The sequence below is a fragment of the Variovorax saccharolyticus genome, from assembly GCF_030316765.1.
GTDB lineage: Bacteria > Pseudomonadota > Gammaproteobacteria > Burkholderiales > Burkholderiaceae_C > Variovorax > Variovorax saccharolyticus.
In genome coordinates this window covers 343,652-367,147 of the sequence record NZ_JASZYT010000008.1, presented here as the reverse complement: position 1 = coordinate 367,147, position 23,496 = coordinate 343,652, and the positions used below count along the sequence as shown (strand labels likewise).

General features: G+C 67.7%; 21 protein-coding genes. 10 read left to right on the top strand and 11 right to left on the bottom strand.

All coding sequences use genetic code 11. The annotated features are described in order from the left end of the window. Nucleotides 1–6 precede the first annotated feature (6 nt). Nucleotides 7–906: a DMT family transporter gene (locus tag QTI45_RS24525; protein WP_286369801.1), complete on the top strand. Its 900-nt coding sequence runs from the start codon at nucleotides 7–9 to the stop codon at nucleotides 904–906. A 22-nt stretch (nucleotides 907–928) separates the two neighbouring features. Here QTI45_RS24525 and QTI45_RS24520 read toward each other — a convergent pair whose 3' ends face one another. The 4 genes from QTI45_RS24520 to QTI45_RS24505 form a co-directional block, all read right to left on the bottom strand. Then, nucleotides 929–1,726: an SDR family oxidoreductase gene (locus tag QTI45_RS24520; protein ID WP_286369802.1), complete on the bottom strand. Its 798-nt coding sequence runs from the start codon at nucleotides 1,724–1,726 to the stop codon at nucleotides 929–931. Nucleotides 1,727–1,743: 17 nt separating this feature from the next. Beyond that, the gene (locus QTI45_RS24515; protein WP_286656141.1) at nucleotides 1,744–2,661 is read right to left on the bottom strand and encodes a DMT family transporter; all 918 of its coding nucleotides are present in this window, start codon (nucleotides 2,659–2,661) and stop codon (nucleotides 1,744–1,746) included. A gap of 101 nt (nucleotides 2,662–2,762) precedes the next feature. Further along, the gene (locus QTI45_RS24510; protein WP_286369804.1) at nucleotides 2,763–4,376 is read right to left on the bottom strand and encodes a gamma-glutamyltransferase family protein; all 1,614 of its coding nucleotides are present in this window, start codon (nucleotides 4,374–4,376) and stop codon (nucleotides 2,763–2,765) included. 1 nt (nucleotide 4,377) lies between these two features. Beyond that, nucleotides 4,378–5,349 carry a Bug family tripartite tricarboxylate transporter substrate binding protein gene (locus tag QTI45_RS24505; protein WP_286656140.1) on the bottom strand — a complete coding sequence of 324 codons (972 nt, stop codon included), beginning with the start codon at nucleotides 5,347–5,349 and terminating at the stop codon, nucleotides 4,378–4,380. A gap of 97 nt (nucleotides 5,350–5,446) precedes the next feature. Here QTI45_RS24505 and QTI45_RS24500 point away from each other — a divergent pair, with 97 nt between their 5' ends. Then, nucleotides 5,447–6,373, top strand: coding sequence for a LysR family transcriptional regulator (locus QTI45_RS24500; protein ID WP_286656139.1), 927 nt, complete (start codon nucleotides 5,447–5,449; stop codon nucleotides 6,371–6,373). A 52-nt stretch (nucleotides 6,374–6,425) separates the two neighbouring features. Here the strand turns inward: QTI45_RS24500 and QTI45_RS24495 are convergent, their stop codons facing one another. The 5 genes from QTI45_RS24495 to QTI45_RS24475 form a co-directional block, all read right to left on the bottom strand. Beyond that, nucleotides 6,426–7,937 carry a tripartite tricarboxylate transporter permease gene (locus QTI45_RS24495; protein ID WP_286656138.1) on the bottom strand — a complete coding sequence of 504 codons (1,512 nt, stop codon included), beginning with the start codon at nucleotides 7,935–7,937 and terminating at the stop codon, nucleotides 6,426–6,428. Between the two features lie 10 nt (nucleotides 7,938–7,947). Continuing rightward, nucleotides 7,948–8,436: a tripartite tricarboxylate transporter TctB family protein gene (locus QTI45_RS24490; protein WP_286369808.1), complete on the bottom strand. Its 489-nt coding sequence runs from the start codon at nucleotides 8,434–8,436 to the stop codon at nucleotides 7,948–7,950. Between the two features lie 104 nt (nucleotides 8,437–8,540). After that, nucleotides 8,541–10,331, bottom strand: a complete 1,791-nt coding sequence (gene tfpB / locus QTI45_RS24485) for a type IV pilus assembly ATPase TfpB (RefSeq protein ID WP_286656137.1) — start codon at nucleotides 10,329–10,331, stop codon at nucleotides 8,541–8,543. A gap of 28 nt (nucleotides 10,332–10,359) precedes the next feature. After that, complete coding sequence (locus QTI45_RS24480; RefSeq protein ID WP_286369810.1) at nucleotides 10,360–11,103, bottom strand: class I SAM-dependent methyltransferase; 744 nt, start codon at nucleotides 11,101–11,103, stop codon at nucleotides 10,360–10,362. Beyond that, nucleotides 11,100–11,633: a DNA-deoxyinosine glycosylase gene (locus QTI45_RS24475; RefSeq protein ID WP_286656136.1), complete on the bottom strand. Its 534-nt coding sequence runs from the start codon at nucleotides 11,631–11,633 to the stop codon at nucleotides 11,100–11,102. Before QTI45_RS24475 ends, QTI45_RS24480 begins: the two co-directional genes overlap by 4 nt. Before the next feature lie 50 nt (nucleotides 11,634–11,683). Here QTI45_RS24475 and QTI45_RS24470 point away from each other — a divergent pair, with 50 nt between their 5' ends. Further along, on the top strand, nucleotides 11,684–12,514 hold the full coding sequence (locus tag QTI45_RS24470) for a mechanosensitive ion channel family protein (protein ID WP_286369812.1): 831 nt from the start codon (nucleotides 11,684–11,686) through the stop codon (nucleotides 12,512–12,514). A 64-nt stretch (nucleotides 12,515–12,578) separates the two neighbouring features. Here the strand turns inward: QTI45_RS24470 and QTI45_RS24465 are convergent, their stop codons facing one another. Then, entirely contained in the window at nucleotides 12,579–12,923 is a 345-nt protein-coding gene (locus tag QTI45_RS24465; protein ID WP_286656135.1) for a hypothetical protein, read from the bottom strand. A gap of 124 nt (nucleotides 12,924–13,047) precedes the next feature. Then, nucleotides 13,048–13,908: a TatD family hydrolase gene (locus QTI45_RS24460; RefSeq protein ID WP_286656134.1), complete on the bottom strand. Its 861-nt coding sequence runs from the start codon at nucleotides 13,906–13,908 to the stop codon at nucleotides 13,048–13,050. 88 nt (nucleotides 13,909–13,996) lie between these two features. Here QTI45_RS24460 and QTI45_RS24455 point away from each other — a divergent pair, with 88 nt between their 5' ends. The 7 genes from QTI45_RS24455 to QTI45_RS24425 all read left to right on the top strand — a co-directional run bounded on the left by QTI45_RS24455 (nucleotide 13,997) and on the right by QTI45_RS24425 (nucleotide 23,484). Next, a complete protein-coding gene (locus QTI45_RS24455; RefSeq protein ID WP_286369815.1) occupies nucleotides 13,997–14,974 on the top strand; it encodes a S1C family serine protease in 978 nt (325 codons plus the stop codon). 25 nt (nucleotides 14,975–14,999) lie between these two features. After that, nucleotides 15,000–16,010 (top strand): AAA family ATPase, encoded by a 1,011-nt coding sequence (locus QTI45_RS24450; protein ID WP_286369816.1) that lies wholly within the window; start codon nucleotides 15,000–15,002, stop codon nucleotides 16,008–16,010. Beyond that, nucleotides 15,991–16,983 carry a DUF58 domain-containing protein gene (locus tag QTI45_RS24445; protein WP_286369817.1) on the top strand — a complete coding sequence of 331 codons (993 nt, stop codon included), beginning with the start codon at nucleotides 15,991–15,993 and terminating at the stop codon, nucleotides 16,981–16,983. Before QTI45_RS24450 ends, QTI45_RS24445 begins: the two co-directional genes overlap by 20 nt. A 55-nt stretch (nucleotides 16,984–17,038) precedes the next feature. Further along, a complete protein-coding gene (locus QTI45_RS24440; protein WP_286369818.1) occupies nucleotides 17,039–18,079 on the top strand; it encodes a VWA domain-containing protein in 1,041 nt (346 codons plus the stop codon). Between the two features lie 188 nt (nucleotides 18,080–18,267). Further along, nucleotides 18,268–19,980 carry an aspartate-alanine antiporter gene (gene aspT, locus QTI45_RS24435; protein ID WP_286656133.1) on the top strand — a complete coding sequence of 571 codons (1,713 nt, stop codon included), beginning with the start codon at nucleotides 18,268–18,270 and terminating at the stop codon, nucleotides 19,978–19,980. Nucleotides 19,981–20,070: 90 nt separating this feature from the next. After that, complete coding sequence (gene aspT, locus QTI45_RS24430) at nucleotides 20,071–21,759, top strand: aspartate-alanine antiporter (RefSeq protein ID WP_286656132.1); 1,689 nt, start codon at nucleotides 20,071–20,073, stop codon at nucleotides 21,757–21,759. Between the two features lie 93 nt (nucleotides 21,760–21,852). Further along, nucleotides 21,853–23,484 (top strand): bifunctional aspartate transaminase/aspartate 4-decarboxylase, encoded by a 1,632-nt coding sequence (locus QTI45_RS24425; RefSeq protein WP_286656131.1) that lies wholly within the window; start codon nucleotides 21,853–21,855, stop codon nucleotides 23,482–23,484. The last annotated feature ends 12 nt before the right edge of the window (nucleotides 23,485–23,496 follow it).

Below are 23,496 nucleotides of genomic sequence, written 5' to 3'. Positions count from 1 at the left end.
GAGCCCATGCAGCAGCGATTGACCCCGGGCACCGTCCTTCTTCTCACCCTGCCCCCGCTGCTGTGGGCCGGCAACGCGGTCGTCGGCCGCATGGTGCGCGAGCTGGTCTCGCCGATGACCCTGAACTTCATCCGCTGGCTGCTGGCCTTCATGGTGCTGCTGCCTTTCGCCGCCAGCCTGCTGCGCCGCGACAGCCCGCTGTGGGCTCACTGGAAGCGATTCACCGTGCTCGGCCTGCTGGGCATCGGCTGCTACAACGCCTTCCAGTACCTGGCGCTGCAGACCTCGACACCCGTCAACGTGACGCTCGTGGGCTCCAGCATGCCTTTGTGGATGTTGGCGACCGGCGCGCTGTTCTTCGGCGCCAGGGTGACGCGGCGGGAAGTCGTCGGGGCCGCGCTGTCGATGGCGGGCGTGTTGCTGGTGCTGAGCCGCGGCCGCTGGGAGCAGCTGGCCGCACTGAGGCTGGTGCCGGGCGATCTCTACATGATGCTGGCGACGATCTCGTGGGCGTTCTACAGCTGGATGCTGTCGCGCACCCGGGAGCCGGCAGAGGCACGCCGCGACTGGGCCAGCTTCCTGATGGCGCAGATGGTGTTCGGGCTCGCATGGTCCGGCGTCTTCGCCGCCGGCGAGTGGACGCTGGGCGATGCGCACGTGGACTGGGGATGGCCGCTGGCCGCGGCGCTGGTCTTCATCACGCTGGGACCGGCGCTGCTGGCCTATCGGTGCTGGGGACTGGGCGTGCAGCGCATCGGGCCGCAGGTCGCGGGCTTCTTCACCAACCTCACGCCGCTGTTCGCGGCGGTGCTCTCGGCCGCCTTCCTGGCGGAGGTGCCGCAGTGGTACCACGGCGTGGCGTTCGTCCTGATCGTGGGCGGCATCTGGGCCTCTTCGCCGCGCTGAGCGCCAGGGCGGCGCGTCGACGTCAGTAAGTGCCCGGATAGGCCCCGCCGTCGGCCAGCCAGTTCTGGCCCGTGACATAGCCGGCATGCACGCTGCACAGGAAGGCGCAGATGGCGCCGAACTCCGCGGGCGTGCCGAAGCGGCCGGCCGGGATGTTCTTCTGGCGGCTGGCGCGGATCGCATCGATGTCCTGGCCGGTCTTCTTGGCCGCGCCGGCCAGCGTGCCCTTGAGCCGGTCGGTGTCGAACGACCCCGGCAGCAGGTTGTTGAGGGTCACGCCCTTCGCGGCCAGCCCGGTGCGGGCGACGCCGGCCACGAAGCCGGTGAGGCCGCTGCGCGCGCCGTTGCTGAGGCCGAGGATGTCGATCGGCGCCTTGACCGAACTCGAGGTGATGTTCACGATGCGCCCGAATCCGCGTGCCGCCATGCCGTCGACCGTGGCCTTGATCAGCTCCACCGGTGTCAGCATGTTGGCGTCGAGCGCCTTGATCCAGGCCTCGCGATCCCAGTCGCGGAAATCGCCGGGCGGCGGGCCGCCGGCATTGGTGACCACGATGTCGTAGTCGGCATGCGCCGCGAAGGCCGCGGCACGGCCCTCCGCGGTCGTGATGTCGGCCGCGACCTGCTTGACGAAGGGCCGGCCCGCGCTGCCCGCCGCCGTGGCCTTCAGGCTGGCAGCCGCCGCGTCGAGCGCCTCGGCGCCGCGCGCCACGATCACCAGGTTCACGCCCTCGCGCACCAGCGCTTCGGCACAGCCGTAGCCCAGGCCCTTGCTGGCGCCGCACACCAGCGCCGTCCTGCCTGCGATTCCCAGATCCATTTCGAATTCCTTCGGGCTCAACGCCCCGTTCGTGTGAAGACAAAGATGCCGGCGATGACCAGCACGGTACCGGCCGCGATCCAGGCGGTGAAGGGCTCGCCGAGCAGCAGCACCCCCATCAGGATCGTCGACAACGGCCCGACCATACCCGTTTGCGCCGCCATCGCGGGGCCGATGCGCTCGATCGCCATCATGACGGCGAGGACAGGCACCGCGGTGCACAGCGTGGCGTTGAGCACCGACAGCCAGATCACCTCGGGCGCCACCTCGAAGGCTGCGCTCATCGGCCGCAGCAGCAGGAACTGGGCGATGCACAGCAGGCAGGCCACGCTGGTCGCCAGCCCGACCAGCCGCAGCGAGCCGAGCCGCTTGACGAACTCGCCGCTGGCGACCAGGTAGATCGCATAGCTCACCGCGCTCAGGAACACCAGGAAGGCGCCCCACACGGCGGCCGCGCTCTGGCCCAGGCTGACCTCGTGGCCGAACACCAGCAGCACGCCCGAATAGCTCACGGCCATGCCCGCCAGCTGCCAGCGCGTGATGCGCCGCCGGTAGGCGATCCAGCCGAACAGCAGCACCAGGGTCGGATTGAGATACAGGATCAGCCGCTCGAGGCTGGCCGTGATGTAGGCCAGGCCGGCGAAGTCGAGGAAGCTCGACAGGTAGTAGCCCGAGAAGCCGAGCCCCAGCACGCCGAACCAGTCGCGCCGCGTGAGCGGCGGCTTGCCGCGCCCGGCCCACCAGGCCATGACCGCGAACAGCGGCAGCGCGAACAGCATGCGCAGCATGATGAGCGTGACGGCATCGACGCCGTGCCGGTAGGCCAGCTTGACGATGATCGCCTTGCCGCTGAAGGCGATCGCGCCGAAGGTGGCGAGCGCCAGGCCTGGCGCGAGGCTCTTGCGTGCAGCGAGATGGCCCCCACGCTCCGTCACTGCGTGTACTCACTGCCCCCCGAGGGGGCCGCAGGCCGCCTTGGGAGCGGCCCGGCGGCGGCCTGAGCCTCGCTGTCGGAGGTCATCCCGTCGCAGGCCATCTAGAATCCGGCCGCGAGGCCGTCGCGGCGCGCGTCGCTGGCGGCCACGTAGCCCTCCACCGCCGGATCGCCGGCGCGCCAGATGAATTGGCCGGCGCCGAAGTCCTGGTAGGAGTCGTTGATGACGTCGACCTTGTGGCCGAGCGCCGACAGGCCCTGCACCGTGGCCGGCGCCATCGCCGCCTCGACGTTGATCTCGAGCCCGGCGTTGAAGCGCCAGCGCGGCGCATCGCAGGCCGCCTGCGGGTTCTGCCCGTAGTCGAGCATGCGCACCAGCGTCTGCATGTGGCCCTGGGGCTGCATGTTGCCGCCCATCACGCCGAAGCTCATCACCGGCGCGCCGTCCTTGGTGAGGAAGGCGGGAATGATGGTGTGGAAGGGGCGCTTGCCCGGCGCCACGAGGTTCGGGCTGCCGTCCTTCAGGCTGAAGCCGTGGCCGCGGTTCTGCAGGCTGATGCCGAACTCCGGCTCGACGCAACCCGAGCCGAAGCCCATGTAGTTGCTCTGGATGAAGCTCACCATCATGCCGCTCTCGTCGGCCGCGGTGAGGTAGATGGTGCCGCCCTTGACCGGGTTGCCCGCCTGGAAGTCCTGCGCCTTGTTCACGTCGATGAGTTTGGCACGCGAGGCGAGGTAGGCGCCATCGAGCATTTGCAGTGGTGTCACCTCCATCGACGATGGCTCCGACACGTAGCGATAGGTGTCGGCGAAGGCCAGCTTCATGGCCTCGATCTGCAGATGCTGGGAGCGCACCGAATCGACCGGGATCGAGCCGATGTCGAAGTGCTCGAGGATGCCCAGCGCGATCAGCGCCGCGATGCCCTGGCCGTTCGGCGGGATCTCGTGCAGCGTGTGGCCGCGGTAGTTCTGGGCGATCGGCTCGACCCATTCGGGCTTCCAGCCGGCCAGGTCGCTGGCCTTGAGGCTGCCGCCGTTCGCGTTCGAGAACTTCTCGAGCGCGGCGGCGATTTCACCGCCGTAGAAGGCATCGCCGCGGGTCGCCGCGATCGCCTTCAGAGCGCGCGCGGCCGCCGGGAAGCGGAACAGTTCGCCGACTTCGGGCGCGCGGCCCCAGGGCAGGAAGCTCTGCGCAAAGCCGGGCTGCGACTGCAGGATCGGCGTGGCGGCGGCCCACTTCTGCTGCACCACCGGCGGCATCAGGTAGCCGCGCTCGGCGATCTCGATCGCCGGCGCCATGAGGTCGGCGAAGGGCAGCTTGCCGAAGCGCTCCGACAGCGCGACCCAGCTGCCCACGGCGCCCGGCACCGTGACCGAGTCGATGCCGCGCATCGGCGGCGTCGCGGCGTCGGCGCCGTGCTTCTTACGGAAGTACTCGGGCGTCCACGCAGCGGGCGCGCAGCCCGAGGCGTTGAGGCCGTGCAGCTTCTTGCCGTCCCAGAGGATGCAGAAGGCATCGCTGCCGAGGCCGTTGCTGACCGGCTCGACCAGCGTCATGACCGCCGCGGTCGCCACCGCCGCGTCGACCGCGTTGCCGCCCTGCTGCAGGATGCGCAGGCCGGCCTGGGCGGCCAGCGGGTGAGAGGTCGAGACGACGTTGCGCGCGAAGACCGGGATGCGCGTCGAGGTGTAGGGGTTCGCGTAGTCGAATTTCATGTCAGTCGCCGGTGATCTTTCTGTCGATGATGATCTTCTTCCACTTGGCGGCATCGGCCGCCACCATGCTGGCCAACTGCGCCGGCGTGCTGGTGGTGGGTTCGATGCCCAGCCGTGCCAGCTTGTCGCGCACTTCCGGGTCGCTCAGCGACTGGTTGGCGGCCGTGTTGATGCGGGCCACCATGTCGGCCGGCAGGCCCTTCGGGCCGTAGAGGCCGAACCAGGTGTTGGATTCGAAGCCGGGCAGCACATCGGCGATCGGGGGCAGCTCGGGCGCCAGCGGGCTGCGCTTCTGCGTGGTCACGCCGAGCGCCCGCAAGCGGCCGTCGCGCACGTGCGGCATGCCGGTCGGCAGCGAGTCGAACAGCACGTCGACCTTGCCGGTGATCAGATCGGGAATCGCCAGCGCCGTGCCCTTGTAAGGGATGTGGGTCACGAACACGCCGGCCTGCGACTTGAAGAGCTCGGCCGTGAGCTGGACGATCGTGCCGTTGCCGCTCGAGGCGTAGTTGAGCTTGCCCGGGTTCTTCCTGGCGTAGTCGATCCACTCGCGCACCGTCTTGGCGGGCGAGTCGTTCGGCACCAGCATGATGCTGGGCGCATCGCCCACATGGGCGATCGGCGTGAAGTCGCGCACCGTGTCGTAGGGCAGCTTGGCGTTGATCGCCGGACCGATCGAGTGCGTGCTGGTGGTCGCCAGCAGCAGCGTGTAGCCGTCGGCCGGCGCCTTGGCCGCCATGTCGGAGCCGATCGCGCCGCCAGCGCCGGGCTTGTTGTCGATCACTACCGTGGTGCCCAGCTTCTCGCCCATCTTCTGCGACAGCGTGCGCGCGAACAGGTCGGTGGCGCCGCCGGCCGGGAAAGGCACGATCAGGCGGATCGGCTTGCTTGGATAGCCTTGTGCCAGGCTGGCGGGCGATGCGGCCACGCACAGCACGGCGGCGCAGGCCTGAAGGAACTGGATTCGTTTCATGGGCTGGATTCTGTCCCTGTGGAGAGGAATCCGAATGCTATGCAAGGGTGGGGCATCAAGCCAGATAATCCGGTTTATCGAACTATAAATACAGCTTATGACTCGAAACGCGGCGGAAGAAATATCCCTGCAACAGCTCAGGGCCCTGTCGGCGGTGGCCGAGACGGGCAGCTTCACCCTTGCGGCCGAAGCCTTGCAACTCACCCAGCCCGCGATCAGCCACCTGATCAAGCGCATGGAGCAGGAACTCGGGCAGCCGCTGGTGGTGCGCGGCCGCCGCATCCGGATCACCAATGCGGGCCAGATGATGGTCGACACCGCGGTGCGCGCACTGCGGCTGATCGACGAATCGGTCGACGCCTGCCGCTCGCAATCCCAGTTGCGCGAGGGGCGCGTGGTGCTGGCCGTGGGCCATCTCACGGCGGGCGCGCTGCTGCCGCCGTTGCTGGGCCGCTTCTCCCAGCAGCACCCTGCGCTGGCAACCGCACTGATGGACAGCACGGCCGAACAGATGATCTCGCGCATCCTCTCGCAGGAGGCGGACCTCGGCTTCGGCTCGGACATCGGCCAGAAGCACTCGGAACTGGCGACCGAGCCGCTGTTCAGCGAACGCATGGCGCTGTTCGTGCGCGACGACCATCCGCTGGCCCAGCGCGTGGTGATCGACGCCAGGCACCTCGATGCACTGCCTTTCATCCACGTCAATCCGGACGCCAACATCTGGCGCTCGGTCAGCCGCCAGTTGTCGAGCGTGGCCAACGTGTACCCGCGCGTGGTCCACCACGTGTCGATGCTGTCGACCGCGTTCGGCCTGATCCAGGCCGGCGCGGGTGTCGCGCTGCTGCCGCGCTATGTCGAGATCCTGATGCCCGGCAACCTGCGCGCGGTGGCGGTGACGCGGCCGACGCTGGAGTACCCGGTGGTCGCGGTGCGGCTGGCCAAGCATCCGCTCAATCCGGCCGCCATGGCTTTCCTCGCCATGGCCCGGCAGCACATGAAGCCGCCGCGCGTCCTCAAGGCCTGAACGAAAAAACGGCAGCCGAGGCTGCCGTTTTCTTGCGAGGGTCCGGGAAGGATCAGTCTTCGACGAAGGCCTCTTGACGCTTCGACTTGACGGCCGGAAGCAGCACGATGATCAGCAGCAGCAGCGCCGCCGCCAGCAGGCCGGCCGAGATCGGCCGCGAGACGAAGACGATCCAGTCGCCGCGCGAGAGCAGCAGGGCGCGGCGCAGGTTCTCTTCCATCATCGGGCCCAGGATGAAGCCCAGCAGCAGCGGCGCCGGCTCGCAGCCGAGCTTGAAGAAGGCATAGCCGATGAAGCCGAAGGCCGCCACCATCCAGATGTCGAAGGTGTTGTTGTTGGTCGAGTACACGCCGATCGCGCAGAACAGCACGATCGCCGGGAACAGGTACTTGTAGGGCACCGACAGCAGCTTGATCCACATGCCGATCAGCGGCAGGTTCAGGACGATCAGCATCGCGTTGCCGAGCCACATCGAGGCGATCAGGCCCCAGAACAGCTCGGGGTTGCTGGTCATCACCTGCGGGCCGGGCTGGATGTTGTGGATCGTCATCGCACCGACCATCAGCGCCATCACGGCGTTGGGCGGGATGCCCAGGGTCAGCAGCGGGATGAAGGAGGTCTGCGCGCCGGCGTTGTTGGCCGACTCGGGAGCCGCCACGCCGCGGATGTTGCCCTTGCCGAAGGGCACTTCGCCCGGATGCAGCTTGGTCTTCTTCTCGATCGTGTAGGCAGCGAAGGCGGCCAGCAGCGCACCGCCACCCGGCAGGATGCCGAGCGCGGCGCCGAGCGTGGTGCCGCGCAGCACCGCCGGCAGCATGCGCTTGAAGTCTTCCTTGGTCGGGAACAGGCCGGACACCTTGGCGGTGAACACTTCGCGGTCTTCTTCGGGGCGCGACAGGTTGGCGATGATTTCGCCGTAGCCGAACACGCCCATGGCGATGGCGACGAAGCCGATGCCGTCGGTGAGTTCAGGGATGTCGAAGCTGAAGCGCGCCACGCCCGAGTTCACGTCGGTGCCGACCAGGCCCAGCAAGAGGCCCAGCACGATCATCGCGATCGCCTTGAGCAGCGAGCCCGAGGCCAGCACCACGGCGCCGATCAGGCCCAGGATCATCAGCGAGAAATACTCGGCCGGGCCGAACTTGAAGGCCAGCTCGGTCAGCGGCGGCGCGAAGGCGGCCAGGATCAGCGTGCCCACGCAGCCGGCGAAGAAGGAGCCCAGGCCGGCGGCAGCCAGCGCCGGACCGGCCCGCCCCTTGCGCGCCATCTGGTAGCCGTCGATGACGGTCACGACCGAGGACGACTCGCCGGGCAGGTTGACCAGGATGGCGGTGGTGGAACCGCCGTACTGGGCGCCGTAGTAGATGCCGGCCAGCATGATCAGGGCCGACACCGGCGGCAGCGCGTAGGTGGCCGGCAGCAGCATCGCGATGGTGGCGACCGGGCCGATGCCCGGCAGCACGCCGATCAGCGTGCCGAGAATACAGCCGACCAGGCAGTACAGCAGGTTGGTGAAGGTGAACGCGACACCGAAACCGAGGGAGAGATTGTTTAGGAGTTCCATTTGTCGGTCCTCAGCCCGTGATGAAGGTAGGCCAGACCTGGATCTGCAGCTTGAGCGCCCAGATGAAGGCGATGTAGCTGCCGATCGCGAGCACCGTCGCGAGGATCAGCACCTTGGGCAGCTCGAAGTGGGCGCCGGCCAGGCTGGAGATGATGACCAGGGCATAGATCGCGATGATCAGACCCATGGCCGGCACGCCGACGCTGGGCAGTCCGCCGAGCAGCACGCCGAAGGCCAGGTTGGCGCCGAGGATGTAGGCCACCTGCTTCCAGGCCCATTTGCCGATCAGTTCGCCGTCCTCGGTCTCGACCGTGAGGCCGGTGAACATGATCACGAGGCCGATCACGGCCATCAGGATGCCCAGCATCAGCGGGAAGTAGCCGGGGCCCATGCGGGCACCGCTGCCGACGTTGTAGGTCGTCGCCCCCCAAGCGAAGGCGACTCCGACGACGGCGAACATCACCCCCGAGAAGAAGTCTTTCTGACTCTTGATTTTCACGAACAGTCTCCACGAAAAAACTCGATCGGAGATTGTGTGGTCAGCTGCGAGTCAGCTCGATGTGGATTCCACCTATCGAGAATTCAGGGTAATCCCTGCTTGAATCATTCCAAAGGCGGCGTTGCGCTGAGCACTTCCTCGATGGTGGTGACGCCCTCGGCGACCCGCAGCGCGCCGGCCAGCCGCAGGGGCCGCATGCCGTCGACCACCGCCTGGCGGCGCAGTCCGACCGTGTTCGGCTCCTTCGTGACCAGGGCCTTGAACTCCTCGCTCACGCTGAGCAGTTCGTACAGTCCCATGCGCCCCATGTAGCCGGTCATGCGGCAGTCGACGCAGCCGACCGGCTTGTAGGCCCGCACCGAGCCGTTGATCTGCCAGGGCTTGACGAACTCGGCCAGCTTCTCGCGCGTGATCGATTCGTCCAGCTCCTTGCAATGCGGGCACAGCGTGCGCACCAGACGCTGGGCCAGCACGCCGAGCATCACCGCGTTGATCAGGTAGGACGGCACGCCCAGTTCCATCAGCCGCGTGATCGCGCTCGGCGCGTCATTGGTGTGCAGGGTGCTGAAGACCAGGTGGCCCGTGAGCGCCGCCTGCACCGCCATCTCGGCGGTGGGGAGGTCGCGGATCTCGCCCACCATGATGATGTCCGGGTCCTGCCGCATCAGCGCCCGCAGCCCTTCGGTGAAGCCGAAGTCGAGCTGGTGCTGAACCTGCGTCTGGTTGAACGAGGGCTCGATCATCTCGATCGGATCCTCGACGGTGCTGACGTTGACCTGCTCGGTCGCCACCCGCTTGAGGGTCGAATAGAGCGTGGTGGTCTTGCCCGAGCCGGTCGGTCCGGTCACCAGGATGATGCCGTGCGGCCGCGTCACGAGCTTCTCCCAGCGCTGCGCGTCATGCTGGGCGAAGCCGAGCGCATCGAGGTCCTTGACGGCGGTGTCGGGATCGAAGATCCGCATCACCATCTTCTCGCCGAAGGCCGTGGGCAAGGTCGACAGGCGCATCTCGACCTCGTCGCCGCGCAGGTTGCGGGTCTTGATGCGGCCGTCGAGCGGACGCCGCTTCTCGACCACGTCCATGCGGCCCAGGAGCTTGATGCGCGCCACCATCGCGTTCATCACGCCCATCGGCATCTGGTAGGCCGGATGCAGCACGCCGTCGATGCGAAAGCGGATCACGCCCTGGTCGCGCCGCGGCTCGAGGTGGATGTCGCTGGCGCGCTGATCGAAGGCGTACTGCCAGAGCCAGTCGACCACCTGCACCACGCTCTGGTCGTTGGCGTCGAGCTGCTTGTTGCTCTTGCCGAGCTCGACCAGCTGCTCGAAGCTGGCGCCGCCGGCACCGCCGCCGGCCTTCTGCGCCGCCCGCACCGACTTGGCGAGCGCGAAGAACTCGGCCGTGTAGCGCTGGATGTCGGTCGGATTGGCGACCACCCGGCGCACCGCGCGGCGCGACTGGCGCTCCACCTCGGCGATCCAGTCGGTCAGGAAGGGCTCGGCAGTCGCCACCACCACCTCGCTCGGCGTCACCTGCACCGGCAGCACCTTGTGCCGCTCGGCGTAGGCGGCGCTCATGGTGTCGGCCACCTTGCCCACGTCGACCTTGAGCGGATCGATGCGCAGGTACGCGAGCCCGGCCCGGCCGGCCAGCCATTGGGTGAGCATCTCGAGATCGAGCGGCTTGCCGTCGCTCTCGCGCGTCATCGCGACATTGGCGAGGCGCACCAGCGGCGCCTGCCGGCTCTCCGCCTGGGCGCAGCGCGCCAGCGTGCGCTTGGCCTCGACCGGCGAGATCAGGCCGTCCTTGGCCAGCCATTCGATCAGCTGGCGCAGCACCAGCGGGCCTTCGTGGCCGGAAGGAGAAGACGAGGAAGAAGTCAGTACAGCGTTCATTTCCAACCCAAAGCGACCCGGGGCGAATTCATTCTTGCGGTTTGAACACCCGCAGCCACTTCGGCGCAGGCAGGCTCCAGCGAGTCTGGATGCTTTGGGCACGGTCGGCAAGCGCGGGACGCTTCGGCCGGCTGGCGACGGCCTGGGCCAGCACCACCGTGTTGCCTTCGCGCGTCGGCTTGAAGGCCCAGACCGCATCGGCGCCGAAGGCGGCCGTGATCTTCTCGAGGCTGCGCTCGTAGCTGGACGAGCGGCCGAAGAGATTGACCGTCATCACGCCGTCCTCGGTCAGCAGGGCACGGCAGTCGGCGTAGAAAGCCTCGCTGTCGAGCACCGGCGCCGCCGCCTCGTGGTCGTAGAGGTCGACCTGCAGCGCGTCGACCGTGCCGAGCCAGCGCGGCTTGCGGATCTCGGTCGCGGCATCGGCGACCACGACTTCGAGCTTGGCATCGTCGGCCGGCAGCTTGAACCAGCCGCGGCAGGCCGCGACCACCTGCGGATTCAGCTCGATCGCGGTGGTGCGCATGCGCAGCGTCTTGCGGCAGAACTTGGTCAGGCTGGCCGCACCCAGGCCGAGTTGCATCGCATGCCGCTTCGCGACGCTGGCGGGGTCGACGAACAACAGCCAGGCCATCATGCGCTGCACGTATTCGAGTTCGATCTCGAAGGGCGCATCGAGCTTCATCGACCCCTGCACCCATTCGGTGCCCAGGTGCAGGTAGCGAATATCGCCCCAGTCGGAGAAATTGACTTCGGGAAGGGAGAGCTTCATGGGAGGTCCAGATACCTTGCAAAGACTTCGCGCCAGGCCTGGACCTTGCGTTCGAAACTCCAGCTCGCGTTGGCGGGGCTGGAGGACGGCAACCGGTGCACCGGCACCCCGAGCGCCTGCGTATGGCGCGCATGCCGGAAGCTCTCGCCGCCGTTGTGCGCGATCGCCGCCAGCCGGGGCAGGCGCAAGCTCGCGATGTCGTTCGCCACCGGGTCGCGGATCGCCGCATCGAGGCTGCCCTCGCGCTCGCAGCTGGCATACACGTCCCACACGCCGAGGCCGTGGTCGAGCAGCCAGCTGCTACGTTTTTCATAGCTGCCTTCGCCCACTGGAAGCGGGTTTCCGGGCCACAGCGTCTGCAAAATTCTCCAGAACTGATTCTGCGGGTGCGCATAATACTGCTGCTGCGCGATCGACCGGGCGCCAGGAAAACTGCCGAGTATCAACAAGGCGGTGTTCCCGGAAACGATTGGCGCGAGCCCCGTGAGCACGGCCTTGACGTCGCCAGGGCGCGAAGCCGGCTTATTCATAACGAACGCTGCACGGCCTGCCGGCACATCGGCACCTGCGAGGAGAAGAAATGAATACGGAAGCGATCTGGATTTTCCTGACGACGCAAGGCGTGGATTTTGGCCTGAAAGTGATCGGCGCCCTGATCGCCTGGGCGGTCGGCCGCTGGCTGATCGGCCTGGCGCAGCGCCTGGTCGCCACGGCCCTCGAGCGCGGCAAGCGCATGGACCCGACCCTGAGCCACTACCTGGTCTCGATCCTCGGCGTGCTGCTCAACATCGTCCTGATCCTCTCGATCCTCGACATGTTCGGCGTCCGCACCACCTCGTTCGCGGTGCTCCTGGCCGGTGCCGGACTGGCGATCGGCACGGCCTGGGGCGGCCTGCTGACGCACTTCGCCGCCGGCGTGTTCCTGCAGGTGCTGCGGCCCTACAAGGTCGGCGACTACGTCACGGTCGGCGGCGGCATCAACGGCACGGTCAAGGAACTGGGCCTGTTCGGCACCACGATCATCACGCCCGACAACGTGGTCACCACGGTCGGCAACAACAAGGTGCTGTCGGACCCGATCCAGAACTTCAGCCAGCTCGCCTTCCGGCGGGTCGACGTCACGGCCAAGGTCGCCAACGGCGTCGACGTCAACCAGGCGATCGAATTGCTCAAGGCCGCGGTGAGCCAGATCCCGAACGTCTCGACCGAGCAGCCGCCGGATGTCGAGATCCTGCAGTTCACGCCCGAGGGGCCGCTGCTCGCCGTGCGTCCCTACACCCACACCGACCACTACTGGCAGGTGTACTTCGACACCCACAAGGCGGTGGTAAGGACTTTCGGCAGCGCCGGCTACCCGACGCCCGAGACGCCTCTGGTGCACCGGAACATCACGCCACCCGCGGTCGCCTAAAGAAAAAACCCGCCGCGGCGGGTTTTTCTTCGGGGCCGGGCGCCGTCGTGCGGCGCGCTCCGGGCTACTTCTTGACGGCTTCGTTCTGGGCCGTGCCCGGGATCTTCTCGCCGATCTTGTCGCCCACCTTGCGCGTGCCGTCGGCGGCATCGGTGGCCACGTTGTCGATCGCCTTGCCGGTCTTCTTGGCGCCCTTCTCGGTCGCCTTCACGGCCTTCTTGGTGCCGCTCTTGGTGGCGTCCCAGGCCTTCTCGGTTCCTTCCTTGGTCTTGTCCCAGGCCTTCTCGCCCGCGTTCTCCACCTTCTGGGTGGTGCTCGGGGCGGTGGTCTGTGCGACCGCCGAGAAGCCGATGCCGGCGAGGGCGAACGCCAGGGCGGCGGGGAGGGTGCGAACGATGGACTGGTTCATGGGAAAGCTCCTTGTATGAGTTGGAGTGACTGGCTCGCCACATTGATGCAACGAGTGCACGGGGTCGAAGGATGACACCAAAACCCCCGCTCACGCCAGCACGCACCCAACTCGGGCACTTGGCCTACGCGCCCCGCGGGCGGTCGGCCGACAGGCCGATCAGCGCCTGCAGACGAGGCAAGGCGTGCGCGGCGTTGCGCGTGGTCGCCTCGGCCAGCGACGCCGCCTCGATGCCGCGAAGGCCGGCCACCACCTCGGCGATGCGCGGCAGCTCGGACGGCTCGTTGCGCCCCTGCGGCTCGCCCGCCGCCCGCTGCGCCTGGGTCCGGTAGAGCCAATGCGGCTGGATGTCGGGCGAATCGGTCTCCATCACGATCGCTTCGAGCGGCAGCAAGGCGGCGAGCCGGCGCAGCTGCAGGGCGCGCTCGAAGGTCACGGCGCCGCCGAAGCCGAGCTTGAGCCCGAGGTCGATGCAGGCCTGCGCCTGCTGCTCGCTGCCGTTGAACGCATGCGCGATGCCCTCCCAGCGCTGGCCCGGCGCCACCTGGCGCAGGTGCTTCAGCACCTTGTCCACCGATCGGCGCACATGGATGATGACCGGCAGCGCGTGCTTGCGCGCCAGTTGCAACTGAGTGTGAAAAAAGCGCTCCTGCCGGTCGGCATCCAGTCCCTCCACAAAGTAGTCGAGGCCGATTTCGCCGACGGCCACCAGCCGCGGGTCGTCGCGCCGGCGGGCCAGTGCGTCGTCGAGCAGCGCGAGATCCTCGTCGCGTGCGTCGCCGGTGCACAGCGGATGGATGCCGAGCGCATAGGCATCGCCCTGCCGGTGTGCGAGTTCGCGCACCGTGTCGAAGTTGAAGGCGGCAACTGCCGGGATGACGCAGAACCCGACGCCGGCGCTCCTGGCGCGGGCACGGATCTGGGGCATCTCCGATCCGAATTCGGGCGCGTCAAGGTGGCAGTGGGTGTCGACGAAGAAGGCCATCGCACGATGATGCCCGAAGGGATGCAAGGCCGCGGAAAGCGTGCTACCGTGCCTCCCACAGCGACTCTCTTTTGCCCGGAGGTGCCCGATGCGCAGGCCAGCTTTCTACAGCCGCTCGCCCCGAGGGCCGCAGGATGCGGCCGAGCCCGGCACGCCTGCCGAGGCCGCTGGGGCCGAAGCGGCCGCGCAGCCTCCCGCCCCACCCTGGCAGCCGGGCCGACGCAGCTTCGGCCTGCTGCTGGCCATGGTCGTCGCCATGGGTGCCACCGGCGCCTACTTCTGGCCGCGCCAGGGGGCCCAGGCCCTGACCCAGAAGGACATCGACGCTGCCGTGCTGCGCACGCTGCAGACCCAGGTCCTGCCCTCGCCCGCGGCCCGTGCCGCCGAGATCATCCGCCCCTCCGTGGTGCGCGTGGTCGGCTACGGCACCGAAAAGTCCACGCCCGAGGCCAAGACCGAGAAGCGCGGCCGCAACATGGCCAAGGGCAAGCCGGCCGAGGCCACCGACGAAGTGCCGGGCAAGCAGGTCGAGCGCGGCGTCGGCACCGGCGTGGTGATCGTCGACAAGGGCGTGATCCTGACCAATCTGCACGTGGTCGCCGGCGCCGAGACCATCAAGGTCACCTTCGCCGACGGCCTCGAGGCGCCCGCGACCATCACCGCCCTGCAGCCCGAGAACGACCTCGCCGTGCTGCAGGCCCAGAAGCTGCCCGACGACCTGATCCCGGCCACGATGCGCTCGACCGCCGACCTGATGCCGGGCGACCAGGTGGCCGCGGTCGGCTTCCCCTTCGGCATCGGTCCCTCGGTGTCGGCCGGCGTTGTCTCGGGCCTCAACCGCTCCTTCCGTTCGCCCGAAGGCAAGCAGGAACTCGGCAACCTGATCCAGTTCGATGCGGCCGCCAACCCCGGCAACTCGGGCGGCCCGCTGGTCAACATGAACGGCGAGGTGCTCGGCATCGTGACCGCCATCCTCAACCCGACCCAGCAGCGCACCTTCATCGGCATCGGCTTCGCGGTGCCGATCGAGAACGCCGCCACCGCCGCGGGCTCGCCGCCCTTCTGACCCACCACCGACGAAAGAAATCGCCATGAGCACAGAGTTCGAATCGCCCTCTCCGGTCACGGCCGAGCTGATGGAGCAGATCCTCTATCAGGTCAAGCGCGTGGTGGTCGGCCAGGACCGCTTTCTCGAACGTGTGATGGTGGCGATGCTGGCCGGCGGACACCTGCTGGTCGAAGGGGTGCCGGGCCTGGCCAAGACGCTCACGGTCAAGACCCTGGCCGACACCGTGCGCGGCCAGTTCAAGCGCATCCAGTTCACGCCCGACCTGGTGCCGGCCGACCTGGTCGGCACCCGCATCTACAACCAGAAGACTGGTGACTTCAGCACCTCGCTGGGGCCGGTGTTCGCGAACCTGCTGCTGGCCGACGAAATCAACCGGGCGCCGGCCAAGGTGCAGAGCGCGCTGCTCGAAGTGATGCAGGAGCGCCAGGTCACGATCGCCGGCGAGACGCACAAGGTGCCCCGGCCCTTCCTCGTGATGGCGACGCAGAACCCGATCGAGACCGAGGGCACCTACCCGCTGCCCGAGGCCCAGGTCGACCGCTTCATGATGAAGGTGCTGGTCGACTACCCGACCGACGAGGAAGAGTTCGTCATCGTCGAGCGCGTGATCGGCCCGCCGGTCGAGGCCGTGCCGGTGGCCACCACCGACCAGCTCGCGACCCTGCAGGCCGAGGCGCAACGCGTCTACGTCGATCCCTCGCTGATCCAGTACGCGGTCCGGCTGGTGTCGGCCACCCGCACGCCCGAGAAGCACGGCCTGAAGGACATGCGGCGCTTCATCACCTTCGGCGCCAGTCCGCGCGCCAGCATCAACCTGACCCAGGGCGCGCGCGCGCTGGCCCTGCTGCGCGGACGCAGCTATGCGCTGCCCGAGGACATGACCGCGCTGGTTCCCGACGTACTGCGGCACCGTGTCACGCTGTCCTACGAGGGCCTGTCCGAGGGCCTCACGCCCGACAGCCTGATCGACCGCATCATGCGGGCCGTACCCGCCCCTGCAAAACCCCTAGAGCATGAAAAGCTGGTGGCCTAAGCGCGCGAAAGCCGCCAACGACGAACGGCTCGCGGCCGTCGAATCCGCGGCCAGCGGCGTCGAGCGCGCGCTGCGCCGGCTCGAATGGACCGTGATCCGGCGCCTCGACGGCCTGCTGCAGGGCGACTACCGCACGCTGATGCGCGGCACCGGCCTCGACCTGGCCGACCTGCGCGAATACCAGCACCACGACGACGTGCGCCACATCGACTGGAACGTCACGGCCCGGCTGCAGACGCCGCACGTGCGCGTCTTCACCGAAGACCGCGAGATGGCGGCCTGGTTCGTGCTCGACCTGAGCCGTTCGGTCGACTTCGGCTCCGGCGTCAAGGCCAAGCGCGAGATCTCGGCCGGCTTCGTCGGCGTCCTGGCCCGCCTGCTGACCCGGCACGGCAACCGGGTCGGCGCGATGGTCTACGGCAACGACGTCGAAGCCGTGATCCCGCCGCGTACCGGACGGCGCCACGTGCTGCACCTGCTGCATGCGATGGAGCGCCGGCCCGCCGAACGCGCCCCCGACCAGAAAGGCATGACGCGGCTGGCCGACCTGCTCAAGTCGGCTGCGGTCCTGATGCCGCGCCGCTCGACCGTGTTCGTGGTCTCCGATTTCGTCTCCGAGCCGGGCTGGGAAAAGCCGCTGGCCCACCTCGTGCAGCGCCACGACGTCGTGGCGGTGCGCCTGTTCGATCCGCTCGAACTCGAGTTGCCCGATCTCGGCCTGGTGCCGCTGCGCGATGCCGAGACCGGCGAGCAGCTCTGGGTCGACACGCACGATGCCGGTTTCCGCAAGCGCTTCGCGCGCATCGCGGCGGAGCGCGAGACGCAGCTGCGCGAGGCGCTCGCGAAGATCGGCGTCGACGCCCTCGAACTCTCGACCGCGGACGACCTGGTCGAGGCCATCGTGCGCTTCGCCGACATGCGCAAACGCCGCGTGCGCGGCGGACAATCCAGCTCCAAGATGGTGGCCGCATGAGACGCCCGGCCGTCCCGAAGGCAAATACCGCAGCGCGCAGCGCGAAGGTTGCTCTATGAACTTTCTCTGGCCTCAGTTCCTCTGGCTGTTGCTCGCAGTGCCGCTGCTGGTGCTGCTGTACCTCTGGCTGATGCGGCGCAAGAAGAAGCTGGCGCTGCGCTATGCCAGCCTGTCGATCGTGCGCGAGGCGATGGGCGCCGGGCAGACCGTGCGGCGCCACATCCCGCCGTTCCTGTTCCTGCTGGCGCTGACCGCGATGCTGATCGCCGCCGCGCGGCCGATGGCGGTGGTGGTGCTGCCGTCGAACCAGCAGACCATCATCCTCGCGATGGACGTCTCGGGCAGCATGCGGGCGGCCGACGTGCAACCGAACCGGCTGGTCGCCGCGCAGGAGGCGGCCAAGAGCTTCCTGAAGGAACTGCCGCGCACCGTCAAGGTCGGCATCGTCGCCTTCGCGGGCAGCGCGCAGGTGGCGCAGCTCCCCACCACCAACCGCGACGACCTGGTCACCGCGATCGACTCCTTCCAGTTGCAGCGCGCGACCGCCACCGGCAACGCGATCGTGGTCTCGCTGGCCACGCTGTTCCCCGACGCGGGCATCGACATCTCCGACTTCGGCCCGAAGACCCGCCAAACCGGGGTGCCGATCGAGCGCGCCGGCAAGCCGCCGCCGAAGGAATTCACGCCGGTCGCCCCGGGCTCCTACACCTCGGCCGCGATCATCATGCTGACCGACGGCCAGCGCACCACCGGCGTCGATCCGCTCGATGCCGCCAAGGTGGCGGCCGAACGCGGCGTGCGCGTCTACACGGTCGGCATCGGCACGGTCGACGGCGAGACCATCGGCTTCGAGGGCTGGTCGATGCGGGTGCGGCTCGACGAAGAGACGCTCAAGGCGATCGCCAACAAGACCAACGCCGAGTACTTCTATGCCGGCACCGCGACCGACCTCAAGAAGGTCTACAACACGCTGAGCTCGCGGCTCACGGTCGAGAAGAAGGAAACCGAGATCTCGGCCCTGTTCGCGATGGGCGCCGCCGCGCTGGCGCTGCTCTCGGCCGGCCTGTCGCTGCTCTGGTTCAACCGCATCCTGTAGCGCCGCGGCGCCTGCCGCTTGCACCTTGGTGCATCGCGGCCTGCCCCTTGGGCGGCTTGCGCCCATGTTGTCGATCGCAATAATTCAAGGCGCCCGGGCGGGCGCCTTCGCAATGCTGCGCGGCCGAACACGTCCCGGTCAGGGGAGCCAAGGCCGCAACGAGGCGGTGGCACAGAAGGGTCCGCCACGTGTTCAATCAGCTTGTCGACATCCTGCGCGCTCATCCGGAGATCGCTCTCTTCGGCGTGCTCGCACTGGGCTATGCCGTCGGCCAGATCCGCTTCGGTCCGATCCAGCTCGGCGGCGTCTGCGGCACCCTGATCGTCGCCCTGCTGGTCGGCCAGCTGGACATCACGCTCGCCGACGGTGTCAAGAACACCTTCTTCATGCTCTTCATCTTCGCGCTCGGCTATGCCGGCGGGCCGCAGTTCTTCGCCAATCTCGATGCCAAGGGCCTTCGAATGGGCTTGCTCTGCCTGGTCGAGGTGGTGGTGGTGATCGCGCTGGTGGTCGGCGCCAGCAGCATCTTCGGCTTCGACCAGGGCACGGCGGCGGGCCTCATGGCCGGCGCCGCGACCGAGTCCGCGGTGGTCGGCACCGCCACCGACGCGATCTCCAAGCTGGCGCTGCCGGCCGAGGCGATCCGCCAGCTGCAGGCCAACGTGGTGACCGCCTATTCGATCACCTACGTGTTCGGGCTGATCGCGATCGTGGTCACCACCAGCCAGGTCTTTCCGCTGGTGCTGCGCATCGACCTGCGCGCCGAGGCCGACAAGCTCTGGCGCTCGATGGGCGGCGGCAGCGACGACGCAGACACCGCACCGGCCACGCCCGGGATCGTCGGCCGCGTGTTCGAGGTCGATGCGGCAGCCGGCCGCACCGTGGCCGAGCTGATGGACCCCTTCGAGCGCCGGGCCGGCATCGAGCGCGTGCTGCGCGGCACCCAGGCGCTGGCGATCACGCCCACGCTGCGCCTGGAGGCCGGCGACCAGGTGCTGGTCATCGGGCAGCGCAGCGCGATGGTGGAGATCGGCGTGCTGCTCGGCCGCGAGTCGGCCCAGACCCACGGCTTCGACGTCGTGGTCGAGACCGCCGAGGTGGTGCTGAACCAGCCGCAGTGGTTCGACCGCGACCTGGGCGAACTCAAGACGCATGGCCCCGGGACACCGGGCACGCTGCCGCGCCTGCCGCAGAACCTGCACGTCGTCGGCGTGATCCGCGACGGTCATGCCATGCCGCTGCTGCCCGATCTGAAGCTCAAGAAGCGCGACGTGCTGAAGCTCCACGGCCCGGCCGCCGACATCACGAAGGTGCTGCCGCTGTTCGGCGACCGCGTGATGCGCTCGGCCCGGACCAACATCAGCTACATGGCGACCGGCATCCTGCTGGGCGTCTTCATCGGCCACTTCAGCATCAAGCTGGGCGGCATCCCGTTCTCGCTCGGCACCGGCGGCGGCGCGCTGCTGACCGGCCTGGCCTTCGGCTGGTACCAGGCGAAGAACCCGCACCGGCTGAGCATTCCGGACGACGCGCTGGCCCTGATGAAAGACATCGGCCTGGCCACCTTCATCGCCTGCGTCGGTCTGGCGTCGGGCCCGCAGGCGCTGACGCTGATCAAGAAGTTCGGCATCGCACTGCCGCTGCTGGGCGTCGCGATCGCGGTCGTCCCTGCCTGCTTCTCGCTGTTCATCGGCCGCAAGCTGCTGAAGATCGAGGCCCCGGTGCTGCTGGGCGCGATCGCCGGCCAGCAGTGCAGCACGCCGGCCTTGAGCGCCATCCAGAACGCGGCCGGCAACACCACGCCGCTGCTGGGCTACACGATCACCTACGCGATCTCGAACGTGATCCTGCCGTTGATGGGGCCGCTGATCGTGGGGATCGTGAGTGCGATGCAAAAGTGAGACCTTGCGGGAACAGATGCCCTTGCGGGACAGACCAGGAACTGCGAAGCAGTTCTGCTCTGTCCTCAACTGACTAAAAGGATTTGATCCATGGAATGGCTGCACGACCTCTTCAAGCGCTCGCCCGAAATGGCGCTCTTCCTCTCGCTCGCGGTCGGCTACTGGATCGGCAAGCTGAAGTTCGGCAAGTTCCAGCTCGGCGGCGTGGCGGGCTCGCTGCTGGTCGCGGTGGTGGTCAGCCAGGTCGGCGTGACCGTGGACGATGGCGTCAAGGCGGTGCTGTTCGCGCTCTTCATCTATGCCGTCGGCTTCGAGAGCGGGCCCCAGTTCTTCAGCTCGCTCGGCAGGCGCACGGTGAAGGAGATCGTGCTGGCCGCCGTGATGGCGCTGACGGGGCTCGCCACCGTGGTCATCATGGCCAGGCTGTTCGGCCTCGACAAGGGACTGGCAGCCGGCGTCGCGGCCGGCGGGTTGACCCAGTCGGCGATCATCGGCACCGCCGGCGACGCGATCGCCAAGCTCGGGCTGGCGGCCGACGAGACCTCCCGTCTGCAGGCCAATGTCGCCATCGGCTATGCCGTGACCTACGTCTTCGGGTCCTTCGGCGCGATCATCGTCTGCGTCAACATCCTGCCGAAGTTCATGGGCCGCTCGATCCGCGACGACGCGATCGCCGAGGAGACCCGGCAGCAGGCCGGCGCCGCCGCACTGGGACCGGACCAGCAGGCGGCCGCGCCGCCGCTGGTGGGCCGCATCTACGAGCTGACCACCGATCCCATGCGCACGGTCGCCGACATCGAGTATGCGAATCCGGCCACCACGATCACCATCGAGCGGGTCAAGCGCGGCGGCAAGTTCATCGAGGTCGGACCGGACCTCAAGCTGCAGCAGGGCGACCTGGTGCTGGTGGTCGGCCGCCGCGATGCAGTGGTCGCCAGCGCACCGCTGATGGGCAAGGAGCTCTACGACGTCGACGGCATGGAGCTCACGATGCAAAAGCGCGAGGTCGTGCTGACCAACAAGGAGTTCGACCACAAGACCATCGAGCAGATCCGCCAGGAGACCGCGGGCGGCGCCCGCCACGGCATCTTCGTGGTGCAGATCAGCCGCATGGGCAAGCCCCTGCCGATGAAGGGCGACACCGTGGTGCAGGTCGGCGACCTGGTCTCGATCTTCGGCGCCGAGCAGGACGTGCGGCGCGTCTCGGCGCACATCGGCGAAGTCATCGTCAGCAGCATCAAGACCGACTTCGTCTACCTCGGCGCCGGCCTGGTGGTCGGCCTGCTGATCGGGCTGCTTAGCGTGAAGCTCGGCGACATCCCGCTGACGCTCGGCAGCGGCGGCGGCGCCCTGCTGTCGGGCCTGCTGTTCGGCTGGTACCGCGCCAAGCGGCAAACCTTCGGAGAGCTGCCTGCCGGCGCGGTGCAATTGCTCAAGGACCTCGGGCTGGCGGGCTTCGTGGTGGTGGTGGGCCTGTCGTCCGGCCTGCAGGCCGTGAAGACCATCCAGCAGCTCGGCCTGACGATCTTCGGCGTCGGCGTGGTGGTCACCATCGTCCCGATGCTGATCACGATGGTCTTCGGCCGCTACGTGCTGCGCTATGACAACGTGGCCAGCTTCGCCGGCGCCCTGTCGGGATCGCGCAGCGCCAACCCGGCCTTCGGCGAAGTCCTCGACAAGGCCGAGAACTCGATCCCGACGGTGCCGTTCGCAATCACCTACGCACTGGCCAATGTCTTCCTCACCTTGCTCGGGCCGCTGATCGTGGCCCTTGTCTAGACCTCGCGGGACAGACCAAGAAACTGCAAAGCAGTTTTTGCTCTGTCCCCGACTGATCAACCGGACAGATCGAATTCAACCAAGGAGCACCCAATGGATTTCAGTGAAGTTGAAAAGATGGCCAACCTGAGCCCCTTCGAACTCAAGGACGCGCTGATCAAGGTGGCCAGTGAAAGCGACCGGCTGATGCTGAATGCCGGCCGCGGCAACCCGAACTTCCTGGCGACCACGCCGCGGCACGGATTCTTCCAGTTCGGCCTGTTCGCGATGAGCGAGTCCGAGCGCTCCTACGTCTACATGGAGGACGTGGGCGGCTTTCCGCAGCGCGAAGGCATCGAGGCGCGCTTCGAGATCTTCACGCGCACGCACCGCAGCGTGCCTGGCGTGCGCTTCATCGAGGCCGCGGTGTCCTATGTGCGCGACCAGCTCGGCCTCTCGGCGGGCGACTTCATCTACGAGATGTGCGAGGCCATCCTGGGTTGCAACTACCCGGTGCCCGACCGCATGCTGCGCCTCTCGGAGATCATCGTCGGCCAGTACATCCACCGCGAGATGATCGGCACCCATCCCTTCGTGGGCAAGTTCGACATGTACGCGGTCGAGGGCGGCACCGCGGCCATGACCTACCTGTTCAACAGCCTGCGCGAGAACCACCTGATCGAGCCCGGCGACACGATCGCGCTGGGCATGCCGATCTTCACGCCCTACATCGAGATCCCCCATCTCAACGACTACCGCCTGGTCGAGCTGAACATCGATGCCGAGCCCGAGAACAACTGGCAGTACACCAAGAAGGAACTGCAGAAGCTGCTCGACCCGAAGGTCAAGGCCTTCTTCCTGTGCAACCCGAGCAATCCGCCCTCGGTGAAGATGAGCGACGAGGTGCTGAACAACATCGTCGAGATCGTCCGACAGCGGCCCGACCTGATCATCCTCACCGACGACGTCTACGGTACCTTCGCCGACGACTTCGTCTCGCTGTTCGCGATGTGCCCGCAGAACACGATCCTGGTCTATTCCTTCTCCAAGTACTTCGGCGCCACCGGCTGGCGCATGGGCGTGGTCGCCACCCACGAGGACAACGTGCTCGACCGCAAGATCGCGGCGCTGCCCGAGGCCCAGCGCAAGGAGCTCGACGAGCGCTACGGCTCCATCACCACCGATCCGCGCAAGCTCAAGTTCATCGACCGGCTGGTGGCCGACAGCCGCACCGTGGCACTCAACCACACGGCGGGCCTCTCGACACCGGTGCAGGCGCAGATGGTGATGTTCTCGCTGTTCTCGCTGATGGACGAACCGCAGGCCTACAAGCAGGCGATGAAGCGCATCGTGCTGCGCCGCAAGCAGGCGCTCTATCGCGAACTCGGCATCCCGATGGTGTTCGATCCGAACTCGGTGCGCTACTACCACCTGCTCGACATGGAGGACATCGCGACGCAGATGCACGGCCCCGCCTTCGGCAAGTGGCTGCTGACCCAGTTGAAGCCCAACGAGGCGCTGTTCCGGCTCGCACAGGAGACCGGCGTCGTCCTGCTGCCGGGCCGCGGCTTCGGCGGCACGCATGCATCGGGACGGGTGTCGCTGGCCAACCTCAACGAGTACGACTATGCCAACATCGGCAAGTCCATCCGCGGCATGGCCTCGGAGTACTTCGCGCGCTTCGAGCAGCAAGCCGGCGGTGCGAAGGCCGCCAGGCCGAAGCCCCCCAAGAAGGGGAAGAAATAACTGCAAAGGAAT

Bases quoted from the DNA above. Each gene is read 5' to 3' on its own strand.
- QTI45_RS24510 (WP_286369804.1), bottom strand. From the start codon at position 4,376: ATGAAATTCGACTACGCGAACCCCTACACCTCGACGCGCATCCCGGTC.
- QTI45_RS24470 (WP_286369812.1), top strand. From the start codon at position 11,684: ATGAATACGGAAGCGATCTGGATTTTCCTGACGACGCAAGGCGTGGAT.
- QTI45_RS24500 (WP_286656139.1), top strand. From the start codon at position 5,447: ATGACTCGAAACGCGGCGGAAGAAATATCCCTGCAACAGCTCAGGGCC.
- QTI45_RS24475 (WP_286656136.1), bottom strand. From the start codon at position 11,633: ATGAATAAGCCGGCTTCGCGCCCTGGCGACGTCAAGGCCGTGCTCACG.
- QTI45_RS24445 (WP_286369817.1), top strand. From the start codon at position 15,991: ATGAAAAGCTGGTGGCCTAAGCGCGCGAAAGCCGCCAACGACGAACGG.
- QTI45_RS24480 (WP_286369810.1), bottom strand. From the start codon at position 11,103: ATGAAGCTCTCCCTTCCCGAAGTCAATTTCTCCGACTGGGGCGATATT.
- QTI45_RS24450 (WP_286369816.1), top strand. From the start codon at position 15,000: ATGAGCACAGAGTTCGAATCGCCCTCTCCGGTCACGGCCGAGCTGATG.
- QTI45_RS24495 (WP_286656138.1), bottom strand. From the start codon at position 7,937: ATGGAACTCCTAAACAATCTCTCCCTCGGTTTCGGTGTCGCGTTCACC.
- QTI45_RS24520 (WP_286369802.1), bottom strand. From the start codon at position 1,726: ATGGATCTGGGAATCGCAGGCAGGACGGCGCTGGTGTGCGGCGCCAGC.
- QTI45_RS24505 (WP_286656140.1), bottom strand. From the start codon at position 5,349: ATGAAACGAATCCAGTTCCTTCAGGCCTGCGCCGCCGTGCTGTGCGTG.
- QTI45_RS24460 (WP_286656134.1), bottom strand. From the start codon at position 13,908: ATGGCCTTCTTCGTCGACACCCACTGCCACCTTGACGCGCCCGAATTC.
- QTI45_RS24425 (WP_286656131.1), top strand. From the start codon at position 21,853: ATGGATTTCAGTGAAGTTGAAAAGATGGCCAACCTGAGCCCCTTCGAA.
- tfpB (WP_286656137.1), bottom strand. From the start codon at position 10,331: ATGAACGCTGTACTGACTTCTTCCTCGTCTTCTCCTTCCGGCCACGAA.
- QTI45_RS24455 (WP_286369815.1), top strand. From the start codon at position 13,997: ATGCGCAGGCCAGCTTTCTACAGCCGCTCGCCCCGAGGGCCGCAGGAT.
- QTI45_RS24465 (WP_286656135.1), bottom strand. From the start codon at position 12,923: ATGAACCAGTCCATCGTTCGCACCCTCCCCGCCGCCCTGGCGTTCGCC.
- QTI45_RS24525 (WP_286369801.1), top strand. From the start codon at position 7: ATGCAGCAGCGATTGACCCCGGGCACCGTCCTTCTTCTCACCCTGCCC.
- aspT (WP_286656132.1), top strand. From the start codon at position 20,071: ATGGAATGGCTGCACGACCTCTTCAAGCGCTCGCCCGAAATGGCGCTC.
- QTI45_RS24440 (WP_286369818.1), top strand. From the start codon at position 17,039: ATGAACTTTCTCTGGCCTCAGTTCCTCTGGCTGTTGCTCGCAGTGCCG.